The organism is Bacillus sp. FSL R10-2201, from assembly GCF_038008665.1.
Lineage (GTDB): Bacteria > Bacillota > Bacilli > Bacillales > Bacillaceae_G > Bacillus_A > Bacillus_A mycoides.
On sequence record NZ_JBBOZP010000001.1, the window covers coordinates 280,001 to 297,955 of the forward strand.

The window sequence follows — 17,955 nt, forward strand, 5'->3', positions numbered from 1 at the left end:
AATACTCCCTAGTGATCGATAGTGAACCAGTACCGTGAGGGAAAGGTGAAAAGCACCCCGGAAGGGGAGTGAAAGAGATCCTGAAACCGTGTGCCTACAAATAGTCAGAGCCCGTTAATGGGTGATGGCGTGCCTTTTGTAGAATGAACCGGCGAGTTACGATCCCGTGCGAGGTTAAGCTGAAGAGGCGGAGCCGCAGCGAAAGCGAGTCTGAATAGGGCGTTTAGTACGTGGTCGTAGACCCGAAACCAGGTGATCTACCCATGTCCAGGGTGAAGTTCAGGTAACACTGAATGGAGGCCCGAACCCACGCACGTTGAAAAGTGCGGGGATGAGGTGTGGGTAGCGGAGAAATTCCAATCGAACCTGGAGATAGCTGGTTCTCCCCGAAATAGCTTTAGGGCTAGCCTTAAGTGTAAGAGTCTTGGAGGTAGAGCACTGATTGAACTAGGGGTCCTCATCGGATTACCGAATTCAGTCAAACTCCGAATGCCAATGACTTATCCTTAGGAGTCAGACTGCGAGTGATAAGATCCGTAGTCAAGAGGGAAACAGCCCAGATCGCCAGCTAAGGTCCCAAAGTGTGTATTAAGTGGAAAAGGATGTGGAGTTGCTTAGACAACTAGGATGTTGGCTCAGAAGCAGCCACCATTTAAAGAGTGCGTAATAGCTCACTAGTCGAGTGACTCTGCGCCGAAAATGTACCGGGGCTAAATACACCACCGAAGCTGCGAATTGATACCAATGGTATCAGTGGTAGGGGAGCGTTCTAAGTGCAGTGAAGTCAGACCGGAAGGACTGGTGGAGCGCTTAGAAGTGAGAATGCCGGTATGAGTAGCGAAAGACGGGTGAGAATCCCGTCCACCGAATGCCTAAGGTTTCCTGAGGAAGGCTCGTCCGCTCAGGGTTAGTCAGGACCTAAGCCGAGGCCGACAGGCGTAGGCGATGGACAACAGGTTGATATTCCTGTACCACCTCTTTATCGTTTGAGCAATGGAGGGACGCAGAAGGATAGAAGAAGCGTGCGATTGGTTGTGCACGTCCAAGCAGTTAGGCTGATAAGTAGGCAAATCCGCTTATCGTGAAGGCTGAGCTGTGATGGGGAAGCTCCTTATGGAGCGAAGTCTTTGATTCCCCGCTGCCAAGAAAAGCTTCTAGCGAGATAAAAGGTGCCTGTACCGCAAACCGACACAGGTAGGCGAGGAGAGAATCCTAAGGTGTGCGAGAGAACTCTGGTTAAGGAACTCGGCAAAATGACCCCGTAACTTCGGGAGAAGGGGTGCTTTCTTAACGGAAAGCCGCAGTGAATAGGCCCAAGCGACTGTTTAGCAAAAACACAGGTCTCTGCGAAGCCGTAAGGCGAAGTATAGGGGCTGACACCTGCCCGGTGCTGGAAGGTTAAGGAGAGGGGTTAGCGTAAGCGAAGCTCTGAACTGAAGCCCCAGTAAACGGCGGCCGTAACTATAACGGTCCTAAGGTAGCGAAATTCCTTGTCGGGTAAGTTCCGACCCGCACGAAAGGTGTAACGATTTGGGCACTGTCTCAACCAGAGACTCGGTGAAATTATAGTACCTGTGAAGATGCAGGTTACCCGCGACAGGACGGAAAGACCCCGTGGAGCTTTACTGTAGCCTGATATTGAATTTTGGTACAGTTTGTACAGGATAGGCGGGAGCCATTGAAACCGGAGCGCTAGCTTCGGTGGAGGCGCTGGTGGGATACCGCCCTGACTGTATTGAAATTCTAACCTACGGGTCTCATCGACCCGGGAGACAGTGTCAGGTGGGCAGTTTGACTGGGGCGGTCGCCTCCTAAAGTGTAACGGAGGCGCCCAAAGGTTCCCTCAGAATGGTTGGAAATCATTCGTAGAGTGCAAAGGCATAAGGGAGCTTGACTGCGAGACCTACAAGTCGAGCAGGGACGAAAGTCGGGCTTAGTGATCCGGTGGTTCCGCATGGAAGGGCCATCGCTCAACGGATAAAAGCTACCCCGGGGATAACAGGCTTATCTCCCCCAAGAGTCCACATCGACGGGGAGGTTTGGCACCTCGATGTCGGCTCATCGCATCCTGGGGCTGTAGTCGGTCCCAAGGGTTGGGCTGTTCGCCCATTAAAGCGGTACGCGAGCTGGGTTCAGAACGTCGTGAGACAGTTCGGTCCCTATCCGTCGTGGGCGCAGGAAATTTGAGAGGAGCTGTCCTTAGTACGAGAGGACCGGGATGGACGCACCGCTGGTGTACCAGTTGTTCTGCCAAGGGCATAGCTGGGTAGCTATGTGCGGAAGGGATAAGTGCTGAAAGCATCTAAGCATGAAGCCCCCCTCAAGATGAGATTTCCCATAGCGTAAGCTAGTAAGATCCCTGAAAGATGATCAGGTTGATAGGTTCGAGGTGGAAGCATGGTGACATGTGGAGCTGACGAATACTAATAGATCGAGGACTTAACCATATAATATGAAGCAATGTTATCTAGTTTTGAAGGAATATACCTTCATCAGTTTGGTGATGATGGCAGAGAGGTCACACCCGTTCCCATACCGAACACGGAAGTTAAGCTCTCTAGCGCCGATGGTAGTTGGGACCTTGTCCCTGTGAGAGTAGGACGTCGCCAAGCAACTTTAAGACGAGTCAGAATGACTCGTCTTTTTTGTGTTTAATGAAATAAGCTTGTTATTAATGGCTCAAGAAATCCATTGATAACAAGCTTATTTGTTTAAAGGTAAGCGTATTTATATAAATGAGGCCCTAGACACATTTGTAATTTCACAAATTTGATTTACAGTCATATCTCCCTCTTTATAAAGCTTTACTGCATAATTCATTCCTGCATGATTTTTATGGTACTTCTTTAACCGACCTTTAAACTTTCCTTCTTTCTTAGCCAGTTCAATTCCTTCACGCTGCCGCATACGGATAAGATCACGTTCTAATTGGTTTACACCCACCATAACCGTAATTAAGAATTGGCTGTAGGGATTATCTTCTGATAAATCTAGCCATGTATCTTTTAAGGATTTTAAATTTGCCTTTTTACTCCGTATGTTATCGATTAATTCAAATAAATCTTGTGTACTACGAGTAATCCGAGTTAAGTCCGTAACATAAATGATGTCACCTTCTTGTATATCCTCTAACATTTTTTGAAGTTGTTCACGATCTTTTGTTGCTCCGGAAACCTTTTCTTCAAAAATAATATCCATTCCGATTTCGTTCAGTTGCTGAAATTGCCTTGAAGGATTCTGGCTTGTTGAACTGACGCGTATATAACCGATTTTTCGCAAAATATCACCTCATTTTTGAGACAAGTCTTATGAGACGCTCTTAACTATGATTTTATCAGTCTCCTACACTCTATTGATATATAATTGAACTAATTAACTGAATAATTATAGAAATGAGATGATACTGTATGATAATGGCTTTAATTCGTGAATAGCAAAGAAGCTACCACATGTTAAATTGAAGTGAACCCGAATAGTGGTACATGAAAAAAGTTCATTGTAACAGGCTATTTGTTTCATTTATCCCGCTATTTGCGGGCAGTAAAACTCCCATCTCAAAATTCAGCTGGAGCAAAGAAGTTAGGTGGGAGCCCTGTTGCCCGTAAACGCCTGATTGGTGAAGGCTAATAATCAGTGGGGGATCAACAATCCCCCCACTGATTAAAGTTTCACTTTATTTGTTTTAAGTAGTTATATGGTGAAAGTGGTGGAGTTAAAAAGATAATAGCGCGTGTTCTTTTTTCTGAATCTGGCTTTTGAAGAGCGGCGATAATTTCAAAATATAGTTCTTGAAAATCTTATGTATTACTTTCGCATATAACATTTTGGATAAAGATGTGTGGATTAATGTTTAGACTCTATAATCTTTTTTATAGTTTGGATAGTTTGTTACACGAAATTCCCAAGAAAATTTTCGAGCAGGAAGATCAGTTATGAGTAGTAATATTGGAACTGCTCTTGTACATAGTGTTCAGCTTCTTTATAAGTTCTACTTGTTTCCTCCAGTAGTTGGATAAGAATCCTTTTTTGTAGCCTTATAAATAAGATAACTAAAGTATAGTTGGCCACTGGTTGCTATTTGAACAGCATATTTGTCTTTATTATCACGTTGATATAAATAAGTTGGAGGAAGAATGGGTTCATCGGGAATAAATGTAGGTAGTTATATACTCTATTTGTAATTTGGTTGGAAATAATGAAACTATATGCTCTTCTAACGGAAAAACTTATAGATATAGGATACAACTCTTTAAATTTTATAATTTTGTAGCTTTTATATAGAAGATAAGTATAAGTGAAAAATTATAGTGTGATTACTTAAATGCAAGGAAGTAGTGGTGTATAACAAGAGAGTAGAACATTTGTTCTCGAATGGTGTAATGGACATACTCAATCAATTGAGGCGCTTATTTTCTATTGGACATATGTGTATAAAGAAGAGCTGCCATACTAGGTTCGGATTTCCAGTATAGCTTGTAACTTTACATGCTTTAGTGAAGTGGTTCTTCAGTAAAGTATATTTCAATTATTAATATTGGATTTATTGACACTCCCACTGCTAAAGGGGCAACCTGATTAACATCAGTGTGATTCTTGCTACCAAAGGCGAAGTCCATTTTTGGTATCGCTGACGTGCAAGATTGTAGTGTGCCATCACCACTCTCACTATAGACCGTATAGGTTCGCGAGCTACGCTGCTATGACCGTTTTGCATGTTCATATGTTTTAGCGTCTTTTTCTTGTCTATAGTTGACGTGTATCAAAACAATAAGTGTTTTCTGTGAAAGTATCGTGAAATCTGTAAACGAACCAATTATTCTATCTCCAACTGGTTTTATGAAATAATCTACGAATGGTCCTTTACTCATCATAATTTTTAATATTAATTGAATCTAGTCTAGTCTATAGTCGGTTCATTCTATTATGAATGGTTCAGGAGAGTGTGTGTACTGTTAGAAAGAGATATTGTAATTAAGATAAGGAGAGTAAATGAAGTTGTTAGAAAAGAATTTCTTGTGGAACCCAGTAATGTACGGGGGATAATCCTCTTGAAATAGAGAGGTTTGTTAGGGGAGATTAGTAGATAGAGGTAGACAATGATTGCTATTTAGTAAAATCTTTGTGGGTTCTTATGTAACCTTTACTAATCGGGAATTTATGATCGTCAGGCTCACTACTAACTTCTTTGCTTCAGCCGAACTTTGAGGTGGGAGTCTTACTGTCCGCAAATAGCGGGATAAAATGGTGTGAACATATTAAATTAAATATCTTTATAAAAAGGTGTTGACGATTAGCTTATAGAGGTGTAATATAGAACAAGTCGCCGATAGCAACAACGCAGAAAGCGACAAAAGAAATAAAAAAACTTGGTTGACATTGGAATATGAAAATGTTAACATAAGGGAGTCGCAAATGAGCGGCAAACAAGTTCTTTGAAAACTGAACGAAACAAACAACGTGAACGTCAATTTTTATTTTTAGATGCTAGACAAACTAACTTTATTGGAGAGTTTGATCCTGGCTCAGGATGAACGCTGGCGGCGTGCCTAATACATGCAAGTCGAGCGAATGGATTAAGAGCTTGCTCTTATGAAGTTAGCGGCGGACGGGTGAGTAACACGTGGGTAACCTACCCATAAGACTGGGATAACTCCGGGAAACCGGGGCTAATACCGGATAATATTTTGAACTGCATAGTTCGAAATTGAAAGGCGGCTTCGGCTGTCACTTATGGATGGACCCGCGTCGCATTAGCTAGTTGGTGAGGTAACGGCTCACCAAGGCGACGATGCGTAGCCGACCTGAGAGGGTGATCGGCCACACTGGGACTGAGACACGGCCCAGACTCCTACGGGAGGCAGCAGTAGGGAATCTTCCGCAATGGACGAAAGTCTGACGGAGCAACGCCGCGTGAGTGATGAAGGCTTTCGGGTCGTAAAACTCTGTTGTTAGGGAAGAACAAGTGCTAGTTGAATAAGCTGGCACCTTGACGGTACCTAACCAGAAAGCCACGGCTAACTACGTGCCAGCAGCCGCGGTAATACGTAGGTGGCAAGCGTTATCCGGAATTATTGGGCGTAAAGCGCGCGCAGGTGGTTTCTTAAGTCTGATGTGAAAGCCCACGGCTCAACCGTGGAGGGTCATTGGAAACTGGGAGACTTGAGTGCAGAAGAGGAAAGTGGAATTCCATGTGTAGCGGTGAAATGCGTAGAGATATGGAGGAACACCAGTGGCGAAGGCGACTTTCTGGTCTGTAACTGACACTGAGGCGCGAAAGCGTGGGGAGCAAACAGGATTAGATACCCTGGTAGTCCACGCCGTAAACGATGAGTGCTAAGTGTTAGAGGGTTTCCGCCCTTTAGTGCTGAAGTTAACGCATTAAGCACTCCGCCTGGGGAGTACGGCCGCAAGGCTGAAACTCAAAGGAATTGACGGGGGCCCGCACAAGCGGTGGAGCATGTGGTTTAATTCGAAGCAACGCGAAGAACCTTACCAGGTCTTGACATCCTCTGAAAACTCTAGAGATAGAGCTTCTCCTTCGGGAGCAGAGTGACAGGTGGTGCATGGTTGTCGTCAGCTCGTGTCGTGAGATGTTGGGTTAAGTCCCGCAACGAGCGCAACCCTTGATCTTAGTTGCCATCATTAAGTTGGGCACTCTAAGGTGACTGCCGGTGACAAACCGGAGGAAGGTGGGGATGACGTCAAATCATCATGCCCCTTATGACCTGGGCTACACACGTGCTACAATGGACGGTACAAAGAGCTGCAAGACCGCGAGGTGGAGCTAATCTCATAAAACCGTTCTCAGTTCGGATTGTAGGCTGCAACTCGCCTACATGAAGCTGGAATCGCTAGTAATCGCGGATCAGCATGCCGCGGTGAATACGTTCCCGGGCCTTGTACACACCGCCCGTCACACCACGAGAGTTTGTAACACCCGAAGTCGGTGGGGTAACCTTTATGGAGCCAGCCGCCTAAGGTGGGACAGATGATTGGGGTGAAGTCGTAACAAGGTAGCCGTATCGGAAGGTGCGGCTGGATCACCTCCTTTCTATGGAGAATTGATGAACGCAGTTCATCAATAAACGTTGACTTGTTTTGTTTCGTTCAGTTTTGAGAGAACTATCTCTCAAGTTTAAATGTATGTTCTTTGAAAACTAGATAACAGTGTAGCTCATATTTTTTTAATTTTAGTTTGGTTAAGTTAGAAAGGGCGCACGGTGGATGCCTTGACACTAGGAGTCGATGAAGGACGGGACTAACGCCGATATGCTTCGGGGAGCTGTAAGTAAGCTTTGATCCGAAGATTTCCGAATGGGGAAACCCACTATACGTAATGGTATGGTATCCTTACCTGAATACATAGGGTATGGAAGACAGACCCAGGGAACTGAAACATCTAAGTACCTGGAGGAAGAGAAAGCAAATGCGATTTCCTGAGTAGCGGCGAGCGAAACGGAATCTAGCCCAAACCAAGAGGCTTGCCTCTTGGGGTTGTAGGACATTCTATACGGAGTTACAAAGGAACGAGGTAGACGAAGCGACCTGGAAAGGTCCGTCACAGAGGGTAACAACCCCGTAGTCGAAACTTCGTTCTCTCTTGAATGTATCCTGAGTACGGCGGAACACGTGAAATTCCGTCGGAATCTGGGAGGACCATCTCCCAAGGCTAAATACTCCCTAGTGATCGATAGTGAACCAGTACCGTGAGGGAAAGGTGAAAAGCACCCCGGAAGGGGAGTGAAAGAGATCCTGAAACCGTGTGCCTACAAATAGTCAGAGCCCGTTAATGGGTGATGGCGTGCCTTTTGTAGAATGAACCGGCGAGTTACGATCCCGTGCGAGGTTAAGCTGAAGAGGCGGAGCCGCAGCGAAAGCGAGTCTGAATAGGGCGTTTAGTACGTGGTCGTAGACCCGAAACCAGGTGATCTACCCATGTCCAGGGTGAAGTTCAGGTAACACTGAATGGAGGCCCGAACCCACGCACGTTGAAAAGTGCGGGGATGAGGTGTGGGTAGCGGAGAAATTCCAATCGAACCTGGAGATAGCTGGTTCTCCCCGAAATAGCTTTAGGGCTAGCCTTAAGTGTAAGAGTCTTGGAGGTAGAGCACTGATTGAACTAGGGGTCCTCATCGGATTACCGAATTCAGTCAAACTCCGAATGCCAATGACTTATCCTTAGGAGTCAGACTGCGAGTGATAAGATCCGTAGTCAAGAGGGAAACAGCCCAGATCGCCAGCTAAGGTCCCAAAGTGTGTATTAAGTGGAAAAGGATGTGGAGTTGCTTAGACAACTAGGATGTTGGCTCAGAAGCAGCCACCATTTAAAGAGTGCGTAATAGCTCACTAGTCGAGTGACTCTGCGCCGAAAATGTACCGGGGCTAAATACACCACCGAAGCTGCGAATTGATACCAATGGTATCAGTGGTAGGGGAGCGTTCTAAGTGCAGTGAAGTCAGACCGGAAGGACTGGTGGAGCGCTTAGAAGTGAGAATGCCGGTATGAGTAGCGAAAGACGGGTGAGAATCCCGTCCACCGAATGCCTAAGGTTTCCTGAGGAAGGCTCGTCCGCTCAGGGTTAGTCAGGACCTAAGCCGAGGCCGACAGGCGTAGGCGATGGACAACAGGTTGATATTCCTGTACCACCTCTTTATCGTTTGAGCAATGGAGGGACGCAGAAGGATAGAAGAAGCGTGCGATTGGTTGTGCACGTCCAAGCAGTTAGGCTGATAAGTAGGCAAATCCGCTTATCGTGAAGGCTGAGCTGTGATGGGGAAGCTCCTTATGGAGCGAAGTCTTTGATTCCCCGCTGCCAAGAAAAGCTTCTAGCGAGATAAAAGGTGCCTGTACCGCAAACCGACACAGGTAGGCGAGGAGAGAATCCTAAGGTGTGCGAGAGAACTCTGGTTAAGGAACTCGGCAAAATGACCCCGTAACTTCGGGAGAAGGGGTGCTTTCTTAACGGAAAGCCGCAGTGAATAGGCCCAAGCGACTGTTTAGCAAAAACACAGGTCTCTGCGAAGCCGTAAGGCGAAGTATAGGGGCTGACACCTGCCCGGTGCTGGAAGGTTAAGGAGAGGGGTTAGCGTAAGCGAAGCTCTGAACTGAAGCCCCAGTAAACGGCGGCCGTAACTATAACGGTCCTAAGGTAGCGAAATTCCTTGTCGGGTAAGTTCCGACCCGCACGAAAGGTGTAACGATTTGGGCACTGTCTCAACCAGAGACTCGGTGAAATTATAGTACCTGTGAAGATGCAGGTTACCCGCGACAGGACGGAAAGACCCCGTGGAGCTTTACTGTAGCCTGATATTGAATTTTGGTACAGTTTGTACAGGATAGGCGGGAGCCATTGAAACCGGAGCGCTAGCTTCGGTGGAGGCGCTGGTGGGATACCGCCCTGACTGTATTGAAATTCTAACCTACGGGTCTTATCGACCCGGGAGACAGTGTCAGGTGGGCAGTTTGACTGGGGCGGTCGCCTCCTAAAGTGTAACGGAGGCGCCCAAAGGTTCCCTCAGAATGGTTGGAAATCATTCGTAGAGTGCAAAGGCATAAGGGAGCTTGACTGCGAGACCTACAAGTCGAGCAGGGACGAAAGTCGGGCTTAGTGATCCGGTGGTTCCGCATGGAAGGGCCATCGCTCAACGGATAAAAGCTACCCCGGGGATAACAGGCTTATCTCCCCCAAGAGTCCACATCGACGGGGAGGTTTGGCACCTCGATGTCGGCTCATCGCATCCTGGGGCTGTAGTCGGTCCCAAGGGTTGGGCTGTTCGCCCATTAAAGCGGTACGCGAGCTGGGTTCAGAACGTCGTGAGACAGTTCGGTCCCTATCCGTCGTGGGCGCAGGAAATTTGAGAGGAGCTGTCCTTAGTACGAGAGGACCGGGATGGACGCACCGCTGGTGTACCAGTTGTTCTGCCAAGGGCATAGCTGGGTAGCTATGTGCGGAAGGGATAAGTGCTGAAAGCATCTAAGCATGAAGCCCCCCTCAAGATGAGATTTCCCATAGCGTAAGCTAGTAAGATCCCTGAAAGATGATCAGGTTGATAGGTTCGAGGTGGAAGCATGGTGACATGTGGAGCTGACGAATACTAATAGATCGAGGACTTAACCATATAATATGAAGCAATGTTATCTAGTTTTGAAGGAATATACCTTCATCAGTTTGGTGATGATGGCAGAGAGGTCACACCCGTTCCCATACCGAACACGGAAGTTAAGCTCTCTAGCGCCGATGGTAGTTGGGACCTTGTCCCTGTGAGAGTAGGACGTCGCCAAGCAACTTTAAGACGAGTCAGAATGACTCGTCTTTTTTGTGTTTAATGAAATAAGCTTGTTATTAATGGCTCAAGAAATCCATTGATAACAAGCTTATTTGTTTAAAAATAAATGTATTTATCTAGTATGGACTTCCGGTAAAATCGTTATTTATCATAGCTTCACTTTGTTTTTTACATCGATAAGCTTAAAACGTTCGCAAACGAGCAGCATATCTTCAGAAAAACTAAGACCAAGTTCGCTTAGTTCCTTTGTAAAGAACTGTATATGGGTGTCTCTCCAGTAATTATAAGTAAGATCGCCTTCACCCTCAGCTACAGCAAATTCTTCAGTCACTTCATTCATTGGCATTATAGTTACTTCTATTGTCTTAATAATAGCTACAGGTTCATCCTGACTATTGAGTACAATACTATAATCGTTAGTTGTTGGTAGTGGTTCATTTTCTAATTCGTAAAAAATATGGCCCGAGCATGTTGCGGTTTTCACACCATCAATGACTAATTGAGCGAGATAATCAGGAGAATCACCAAATTGCCAAGCTGTAACAGATTCTGGTTTTTTATTGTTTCCCCAATAAGTATCCCAATATGATTGTGCTAATGGATTCATTTGTATATTTACCTCGCTTTAATTTTTTTATAAGCCTTGAGCAACTTGCTTATTTGTAATAGTTTTGTAGTCATATAAAATCTGGGTTGTTGTATTACGGATTAATACAAGTAATACGCTGAAGGAATATGGTTTATAAACTTGTTCTGTCCATTTATGACCATTTTCCCCGTAGACGCCCATATTAATAGACGGGATGTTCAATTTTCGAATTGTTTCGTATGGTAATGGATATAGTTGTTATGTAGTCTATTTGTGATTTGGGCTGCAATAAAGTTAGGGTCAATGCCCGATCACCTACACGTACTTCGCTTCCATAAATATAGAAACAAGGAAGAAGTGATGTATAGCAAAGGAGTGAGAACATTAGTTCTATCGTGGTGTAATGGGTAGACTCAATCAATTGAGGTGCTTATTTTTACTTCAGCATATGTGTATAAAGAAGAAATGCTATTACTAGGTTCGGATTTCAAATATAGCTTTTAACGTTACATATTTTAATGAAGTGTTATTTAAAGGTAAAGAATATTCTGGTTATTAATATTGATCTATTATCCACTATGCCATATTGAAGTGAGTAATACTAGAGGTGAAATAGATAAAAACCGATATTCCTTGAATATCGGTTTAATAATATGTGACTTATATGAAGCTATAGCAATACGAAAAGTGTAAATACAATGGCTAACAAAATACGATAATATGCAAAAGGTTTTAAACCTATCTTTTCTAAAAGCTTCAGGAAGGTTACTACCGCTAGCATTGCTACAAGAAAAGAGGTAATGAATCCTACCGCAAACATAGGAATATCATCTACACTTAAATACTTCCAACTTTTTAATAAGTCTAACCCTGTAGCTCCGGCCATTACAGGAATGGCAATGAGAAAAGAGAACTCAGATGCAGCCTTATAATTTACTTTTGCTAATAGCCCTCCAGAAATAGTAGAGCCCGCTCTAGAGAAGCCAGGATATACTGCTAAGCATTGAAATAATCCAATTGTTAATGCTTGACGGTATGTTAAATCATCTAGTGAAAAGGCGGTTGCCTCTGCTTTTTTTGCTTCTGCAAAAATCATAAGAATTGCTCCTGCTACAAGTCCGATTACGACAGTATACGGCTGAAATAAGTATGTTTTAATAACATCATGTAATAATAGGCCAACAACTACTGCTGGGAATACACCGAGAAAAACATGTAATGCATTGAATTTTTTCTCTTTCCGTAGAAGGGGTTTAATATTACATAAAGAAACAAGGCGTTTATGATATAAAATCGCGATAGCTAAAATTGCCCCTAACTGTATGACAATTTCAAACGTTTTTGCCCTTTCTCCTTCAAAACCTAATAAATGTCCGACTAATATAAGATGGCCAGTAGAAGAGATGGGTAAAAATTCAGCTAACCCTTCTACAATACCAAGTATGAAGGCAATGATAAGATCGCTCATAGTTTCACTCCTATAAATTAATGAATATCCACCCTTTTAAAATAGAATAGTGTTGTAATAAATCCGAAAATCGCTGTTACTGCAATGATGATATAAGAATACTCTGATGGATAAGTCGGTTGTAATTCGTTATTTGCTATATCTAGAGTAGCGGTCCATGGGAATAGGTCTTTATGTTTTGAATTTACGATCATAAGGTTAGTCATTGTAATAATGATTGTTAATATAATAGGCGGTACATAGGTCTTCATTACAAGAGTTAGTAGTACAATAGGTGAAGACAAAAGAAAGAGAAGTCCACCACATATTAAAAATTTTATGAGAGAGCCTAAAAGTAAGGTGATACTAAACCCAGGGAAGCTACCTATTAGCCCTAATAATAAAGTTAGCGCCCAAGCAACTAAAGTTAGCATCATGATCCAAAGGAATAGAAGGATAAACTTACTTATAATAAAGCTAATACGTGATACTGGGATAGTTAGCAAATTTTTTAATGTATCTTCCGTGTATTCACGGGTAAATAGATAAGCAATCACAACTCCATATAAGGGGAATCCTATAATTAAAGTAGTGTATAGGTTAACTTCAGTGAACAGTTGACCAAATAAAATAGTTGGAGTAGGTTGCTTTGTCTTCATGTGTATATAAGAAGCTACAACCACTAAAAATGGCGCGACACCTGCTCCGATAATACTAATCAAAAACATATTGGATCGTTTCAATTTTAATAGTTCTGTATAAAGAAGATTAACCAATTGCGCCACCCCCAACTAGTTTGGTGAAATAATCTTCTAGTCTATCTTCGCTCATCACAATTTTTAATACTTCAACATTATTACGAACTAACGTTCTATTAATGTGTCCTTGCTGTCCAAAGTGAGAATAAACGCGAATATTTCCTTCATCATGTACCTCATAATCAAAAATTTGAAAATGCTTTTCTAATAGCATCGCAGCTTTATTATCATTATTTACCTGGAATTCTATGTACTTACGATTGGCTTTACGCAGTGTATCAAGAGAAACTTCTTCTAATAACCTTCCTTCATGAATAATTCCCATACGATCGACTAGTTGTTCCACCTCAGCTAATATATGACTAGAAATGAGTATCGTTATATTTCTGTCTTGAGCTAAAGATTTAATGAGTTTTCGCATTTCTTTAATACCGATTGGATCTAGTCCGTTAGTTGGTTCATCTAGTATGAGTAGTTCAGGATAATGGAGAAGAGCACGTGCAATTCCTAAGCGTTGCTTCATTCCTAAAGAGTATTTTCCTACTAATTTTTTTGTTTCGTGCTGCAAGCCTACAATTTCTAATGCTTCTTCAATTGCATTCCTTTTGTGAACTCCAATTATCTTTGCATTAATTAATAAGTTCTCTCTTGCAGTTAAGTTTTCATAAAATCCTGGGACTTCAACGATAGAACCAATTCTTCTTAAAATTTCTTTTGGATTCCGAAGTAAATCCTCACCGAATATTTCTATATTTCCACTTGTAGGTTTTATAAGACTAAGCAGCATACGGATTGTAGTTGTTTTACCAGCACCGTTACGCCCTATGAATCCATAAATCTCTCCTTGCTGTACATTTATATTTAGATTATCTACTGACTTTTGGTTCCCATAAACTTTAGTAAGGTTTGTCGTTTTTATAATTGTATTTATAGGGGGCACCTACTTTCTATAAGTTCTTAATTACATAATAAAAAGGAAGGTTTAACTGCATATTAATCATTTCTTAACTATTTCTTAAAAGTAGTGTGTTTTGGGATGGAAAAACCAAAAGTAGTTCGTTCCCAGGGAATACTGTCAACCCATATGCGCCCACCATTTTTTTCAACGAGGGCTTTAGAAATAGAAAGTCCGAGGCCACTACCACCGTAAGAAGGATTTCTTGATTGTTCGCTGCGGTACATCCGCTTAAATACGTTTTGTAAATCATGTTTTGGAATACCGGGTCCCTTGTCCCAAATAAGAAGCTCATATTCTGTATTGGTTTCTAGTAGTTCGACTCCTACTATTTTCCCAGCTTTTCCGTGATGGATAGCGTTTTTTATTAGATTACCTATAATTCGTATAAGGCTAAGGTGATCTGCAATAATAGGGGAAGTAGATTCTGGTATGAGAACTTGTAGTTCAATGTTATGTTTTGATAGCTCGGGTAAAAATTCGATTAATACTTCTCTAGTAACTTCAGAAAAATCGAGTTCTTCTTCTTTTAATGGAAATTCATCAGCATCTAGCTTGGCCATATTAAAGATTTCATCGACCAGATGTTTTAAGTCATTCGATTTCTTATAAAGTATTTCAAGATATTCTTGCTTTTCTACTTCAGAAGCAGCGACATCATCTTTTAAAGCATCAATATATCCAATAATAGAAGTAAGTGGTGTTCGGATATCATGTGAGATATTAGATAAAAGTTGTTTTCTAGCTTCTTGGGATTTCCTTGCTTCGATCTGACCCTTTTCTAATGCAGTTATTAAGTCGTTTATTGAAAACACGATACTATTTAGTGAACGGTCGTTATTTGTGAATAGCCTCGTTTGTAAATTCCCTTTAAGTGCAAGGCCTAATTTAGTAACCATCGATTCGTTGCTTTGAATACAGTGAACTCTTGAAAAGAAAAGATATATTGTGATTATGATAAGAGCAATAAATAAAGATATTTTTACATGGTATCCCATATCTATATTTAAAAGTCCGCAAATGATAAGTTGTAATGAAATAAGAATGAGGATCTTATCATTTTTCAACCTTTTCACCTACAAACTTATAACCGATTCCCCATACAGTCTGAATGAATTTTGGATTGGAAGAATCGATTTCTATTTTCTTTCTAAGCTTTCTAATATGCACCATAACTGTATTATCATCTTCTATATAATTATCGTCCCATACATTCCGAAAGAGTTGTGTTTTCGTAAATACTTGCTCTGGGTTTGAAGCGAAGAATTTTAATAGTTCAAGTTCTTTTCCAGTTAAGTTGATTTCTTTTCCGTTCGTATGGACTGTGTATTTTTTAAAATCGATAGTTAGTCCTTTAAATGTTAAAGCTGTTTTCTCTTGTACGTTAGTGTTACTTCCAAGAACTAAAAAACGTCGCATAAGAGCTTTTACTCTTGCAACCACTTCGTGAATACTGAAAGGTTTCGTAATATAATCATCAGCACCTATGCTTAAGCCCAAAATTTTATCAACTTCGTGATCTTTAGCAGTTAGCATTAATATAGGAATGTTGGTTGTATCTCTAAGTTTTCTACACACTTCGATACCATCTACTTTCGGCATCATAAGATCTAATATAACGAGGTTGTAGTTATTTTTGTTAAATAAGCACAACGCTTCTTCGCCATTAATTGCAGTATCTACCATATATAATTCTCGTTCTAAATATCTTTTTAATAAGTCTCGAATTTCTTTATCGTCATCTGCTATAAGAATACGTATATCTTTCATATCGTCACCTGTTTCTAATAGAATGTTATTGATATTACAACTTGATAAACAAAGGGGAATAGGGAGCGGTAATAAAAAATAAAGCAACTTTCTAATTATATACTATTAATTGTTAAAATAAGGTTGCTAGTTTAGCTGAAAAGAATCAATTGTATGAGTTCGGTAAGATGGGGGAAGCGAGTCCTTTGAAATAGAGAAGTGCCTAAATTGAATAGTATTTAGAAGAATAGATTGGTAAAGAAAAGTAGACGATGGTTTCTATTTTAATGAGATCTTTGTAGGTCCTTATCTAGAGTTAAAAGAGTGCAAAGGTACTAAATTAAATTTCTTTGTAAAAAGGTATTGACGATTAGTATATAGAGGTGTAGTATAGGACAAGTCGCCGATAGCAACAACGCAGAAAGCGACAAAAGAAATAAAAAAACTTGGTTGACATTGAAATATGAAAATGTTAACATAAGGGAGTCGCAAATGAGCGGCAAACAAGTTCTTTGAAAACTGAACGAAACAAACAACGTGAACGTCAATTTTTATTTTTAGATGCTAGACAAACTAACTTTATTGGAGAGTTTGATCCTGGCTCAGGATGAACGCTGGCGGCGTGCCTAATACATGCAAGTCGAGCGAATGGATTAAGAGCTTGCTCTTATGAAGTTAGCGGCGGACGGGTGAGTAACACGTGGGTAACCTACCCATAAGACTGGGATAACTCCGGGAAACCGGGGCTAATACCGGATAATATTTTGAACTGCATAGTTCGAAATTGAAAGGCGGCTTCGGCTGTCACTTATGGATGGACCCGCGTCGCATTAGCTAGTTGGTGAGGTAACGGCTCACCAAGGCGACGATGCGTAGCCGACCTGAGAGGGTGATCGGCCACACTGGGACTGAGACACGGCCCAGACTCCTACGGGAGGCAGCAGTAGGGAATCTTCCGCAATGGACGAAAGTCTGACGGAGCAACGCCGCGTGAGTGATGAAGGCTTTCGGGTCGTAAAACTCTGTTGTTAGGGAAGAACAAGTGCTAGTTGAATAAGCTGGCACCTTGACGGTACCTAACCAGAAAGCCACGGCTAACTACGTGCCAGCAGCCGCGGTAATACGTAGGTGGCAAGCGTTATCCGGAATTATTGGGCGTAAAGCGCGCGCAGGTGGTTTCTTAAGTCTGATGTGAAAGCCCACGGCTCAACCGTGGAGGGTCATTGGAAACTGGGAGACTTGAGTGCAGAAGAGGAAAGTGGAATTCCATGTGTAGCGGTGAAATGCGTAGAGATATGGAGGAACACCAGTGGCGAAGGCGACTTTCTGGTCTGTAACTGACACTGAGGCGCGAAAGCGTGGGGAGCAAACAGGATTAGATACCCTGGTAGTCCACGCCGTAAACGATGAGTGCTAAGTGTTAGAGGGTTTCCGCCCTTTAGTGCTGAAGTTAACGCATTAAGCACTCCGCCTGGGGAGTACGGCCGCAAGGCTGAAACTCAAAGGAATTGACGGGGGCCCGCACAAGCGGTGGAGCATGTGGTTTAATTCGAAGCAACGCGAAGAACCTTACCAGGTCTTGACATCCTCTGAAAACTCTAGAGATAGAGCTTCTCCTTCGGGAGCAGAGTGACAGGTGGTGCATGGTTGTCGTCAGCTCGTGTCGTGAGATGTTGGGTTAAGTCCCGCAACGAGCGCAACCCTTGATCTTAGTTGCCATCATTAAGTTGGGCACTCTAAGGTGACTGCCGGTGACAAACCGGAGGAAGGTGGGGATGACGTCAAATCATCATGCCCCTTATGACCTGGGCTACACACGTGCTACAATGGACGGTACAAAGAGCTGCAAGACCGCGAGGTGGAGCTAATCTCATAAAACCGTTCTCAGTTCGGATTGTAGGCTGCAACTCGCCTACATGAAGCTGGAATCGCTAGTAATCGCGGATCAGCATGCCGCGGTGAATACGTTCCCGGGCCTTGTACACACCGCCCGTCACACCACGAGAGTTTGTAACACCCGAAGTCGGTGGGGTAACCTTTATGGAGCCAGCCGCCTAAGGTGGGACAGATGATTGGGGTGAAGTCGTAACAAGGTAGCCGTATCGGAAGGTGCGGCTGGATCACCTCCTTTCTATGGAGAATTGATGAACGCAGTTCATCAATAAACGTT

At 42.8% G+C, this 17,955-nt stretch carries 7 protein-coding genes, 6 rRNA genes and 1 pseudogene (1 of these 14 running past the window's edge); 6 read left to right on the forward strand and 8 right to left on the reverse strand.

All coding sequences use genetic code 11. From position 1 onward, the window contains the following. Positions 1–2,447: ribosomal RNA gene (locus NSQ69_RS01590) — 23S ribosomal RNA — on the forward strand; it begins 475 nt to the left of the window's first position. Between the two features lie 49 nt (positions 2,448–2,496). After that, positions 2,497–2,612 (forward strand): 5S ribosomal RNA (rrf, locus tag NSQ69_RS01595). A 115-nt stretch (positions 2,613–2,727) separates the two neighbouring features. Here the strand turns inward: rrf (NSQ69_RS01595) and NSQ69_RS01600 are convergent. Next, positions 2,728–3,279 (reverse strand): recombinase family protein, encoded by a 552-nt coding sequence (locus tag NSQ69_RS01600; protein WP_002187500.1) that lies wholly within the window; start codon positions 3,277–3,279, stop codon positions 2,728–2,730. 2,220 nt (positions 3,280–5,499) lie between these two features. Between NSQ69_RS01600 and NSQ69_RS01605 the strand changes: the two genes are divergently transcribed. The 3 genes from NSQ69_RS01605 to rrf (NSQ69_RS01615) all read left to right on the forward strand — a co-directional run bounded on the left by NSQ69_RS01605 (position 5,500) and on the right by rrf (NSQ69_RS01615) (position 10,284). Continuing rightward, positions 5,500–7,051 (forward strand): 16S ribosomal RNA (locus NSQ69_RS01605). Between the two features lie 146 nt (positions 7,052–7,197). Further along, a 23S ribosomal RNA gene (locus NSQ69_RS01610) occupies positions 7,198–10,119 on the forward strand. Positions 10,120–10,168: 49 nt separating this feature from the next. Continuing rightward, positions 10,169–10,284 (forward strand): 5S ribosomal RNA (gene rrf, locus NSQ69_RS01615). The 16S, 23S and 5S rRNA genes sit together here, the layout of an rRNA operon. A gap of 151 nt (positions 10,285–10,435) precedes the next feature. Here rrf (NSQ69_RS01615) and NSQ69_RS01620 read toward each other — a convergent pair. From NSQ69_RS01620 to NSQ69_RS01650, 7 genes and pseudogenes are all read right to left on the reverse strand, one after another. Next, a complete protein-coding gene (locus NSQ69_RS01620; protein ID WP_002124849.1) occupies positions 10,436–10,894 on the reverse strand; it encodes an ASCH domain-containing protein in 459 nt (152 codons plus the stop codon). Positions 10,895–10,921: 27 nt separating this feature from the next. Next, positions 10,922–11,122 (reverse strand): annotated as a pseudogene (locus tag NSQ69_RS01625) (peptidase M20); the annotation flags it as partial. 424 nt (positions 11,123–11,546) lie between these two features. After that, entirely contained in the window at positions 11,547–12,344 is a 798-nt protein-coding gene (gene bacA, locus NSQ69_RS01630) for an undecaprenyl-diphosphate phosphatase (RefSeq protein WP_002124850.1), read from the reverse strand. 17 nt (positions 12,345–12,361) lie between these two features. Then, positions 12,362–13,099, reverse strand: a complete 738-nt coding sequence (locus NSQ69_RS01635) for an ABC transporter permease (RefSeq protein ID WP_341098891.1) — start codon at positions 13,097–13,099, stop codon at positions 12,362–12,364. After that, positions 13,092–14,021, reverse strand: a complete 930-nt coding sequence (locus NSQ69_RS01640) for an ABC transporter ATP-binding protein (RefSeq protein ID WP_341098892.1) — start codon at positions 14,019–14,021, stop codon at positions 13,092–13,094. The genes NSQ69_RS01635 and NSQ69_RS01640 overlap by 8 nt, the downstream gene beginning before the upstream one ends. Positions 14,022–14,089: 68 nt before the next feature. After that, positions 14,090–15,103, reverse strand: coding sequence for a sensor histidine kinase (locus tag NSQ69_RS01645; protein ID WP_341058241.1), 1,014 nt, complete (start codon positions 15,101–15,103; stop codon positions 14,090–14,092). Then, positions 15,093–15,806, reverse strand: a complete 714-nt coding sequence (locus NSQ69_RS01650; protein WP_002170136.1) for a response regulator transcription factor — start codon at positions 15,804–15,806, stop codon at positions 15,093–15,095. The genes NSQ69_RS01645 and NSQ69_RS01650 overlap by 11 nt, the downstream gene beginning before the upstream one ends. A 558-nt stretch (positions 15,807–16,364) precedes the next feature. On the opposite strand from NSQ69_RS01650, the gene NSQ69_RS01655 reads away from it, so the two are divergent. Continuing rightward, positions 16,365–17,916: ribosomal RNA gene (locus NSQ69_RS01655) — 16S ribosomal RNA — on the forward strand. The last annotated feature ends 39 nt before the right edge of the window (positions 17,917–17,955 follow it).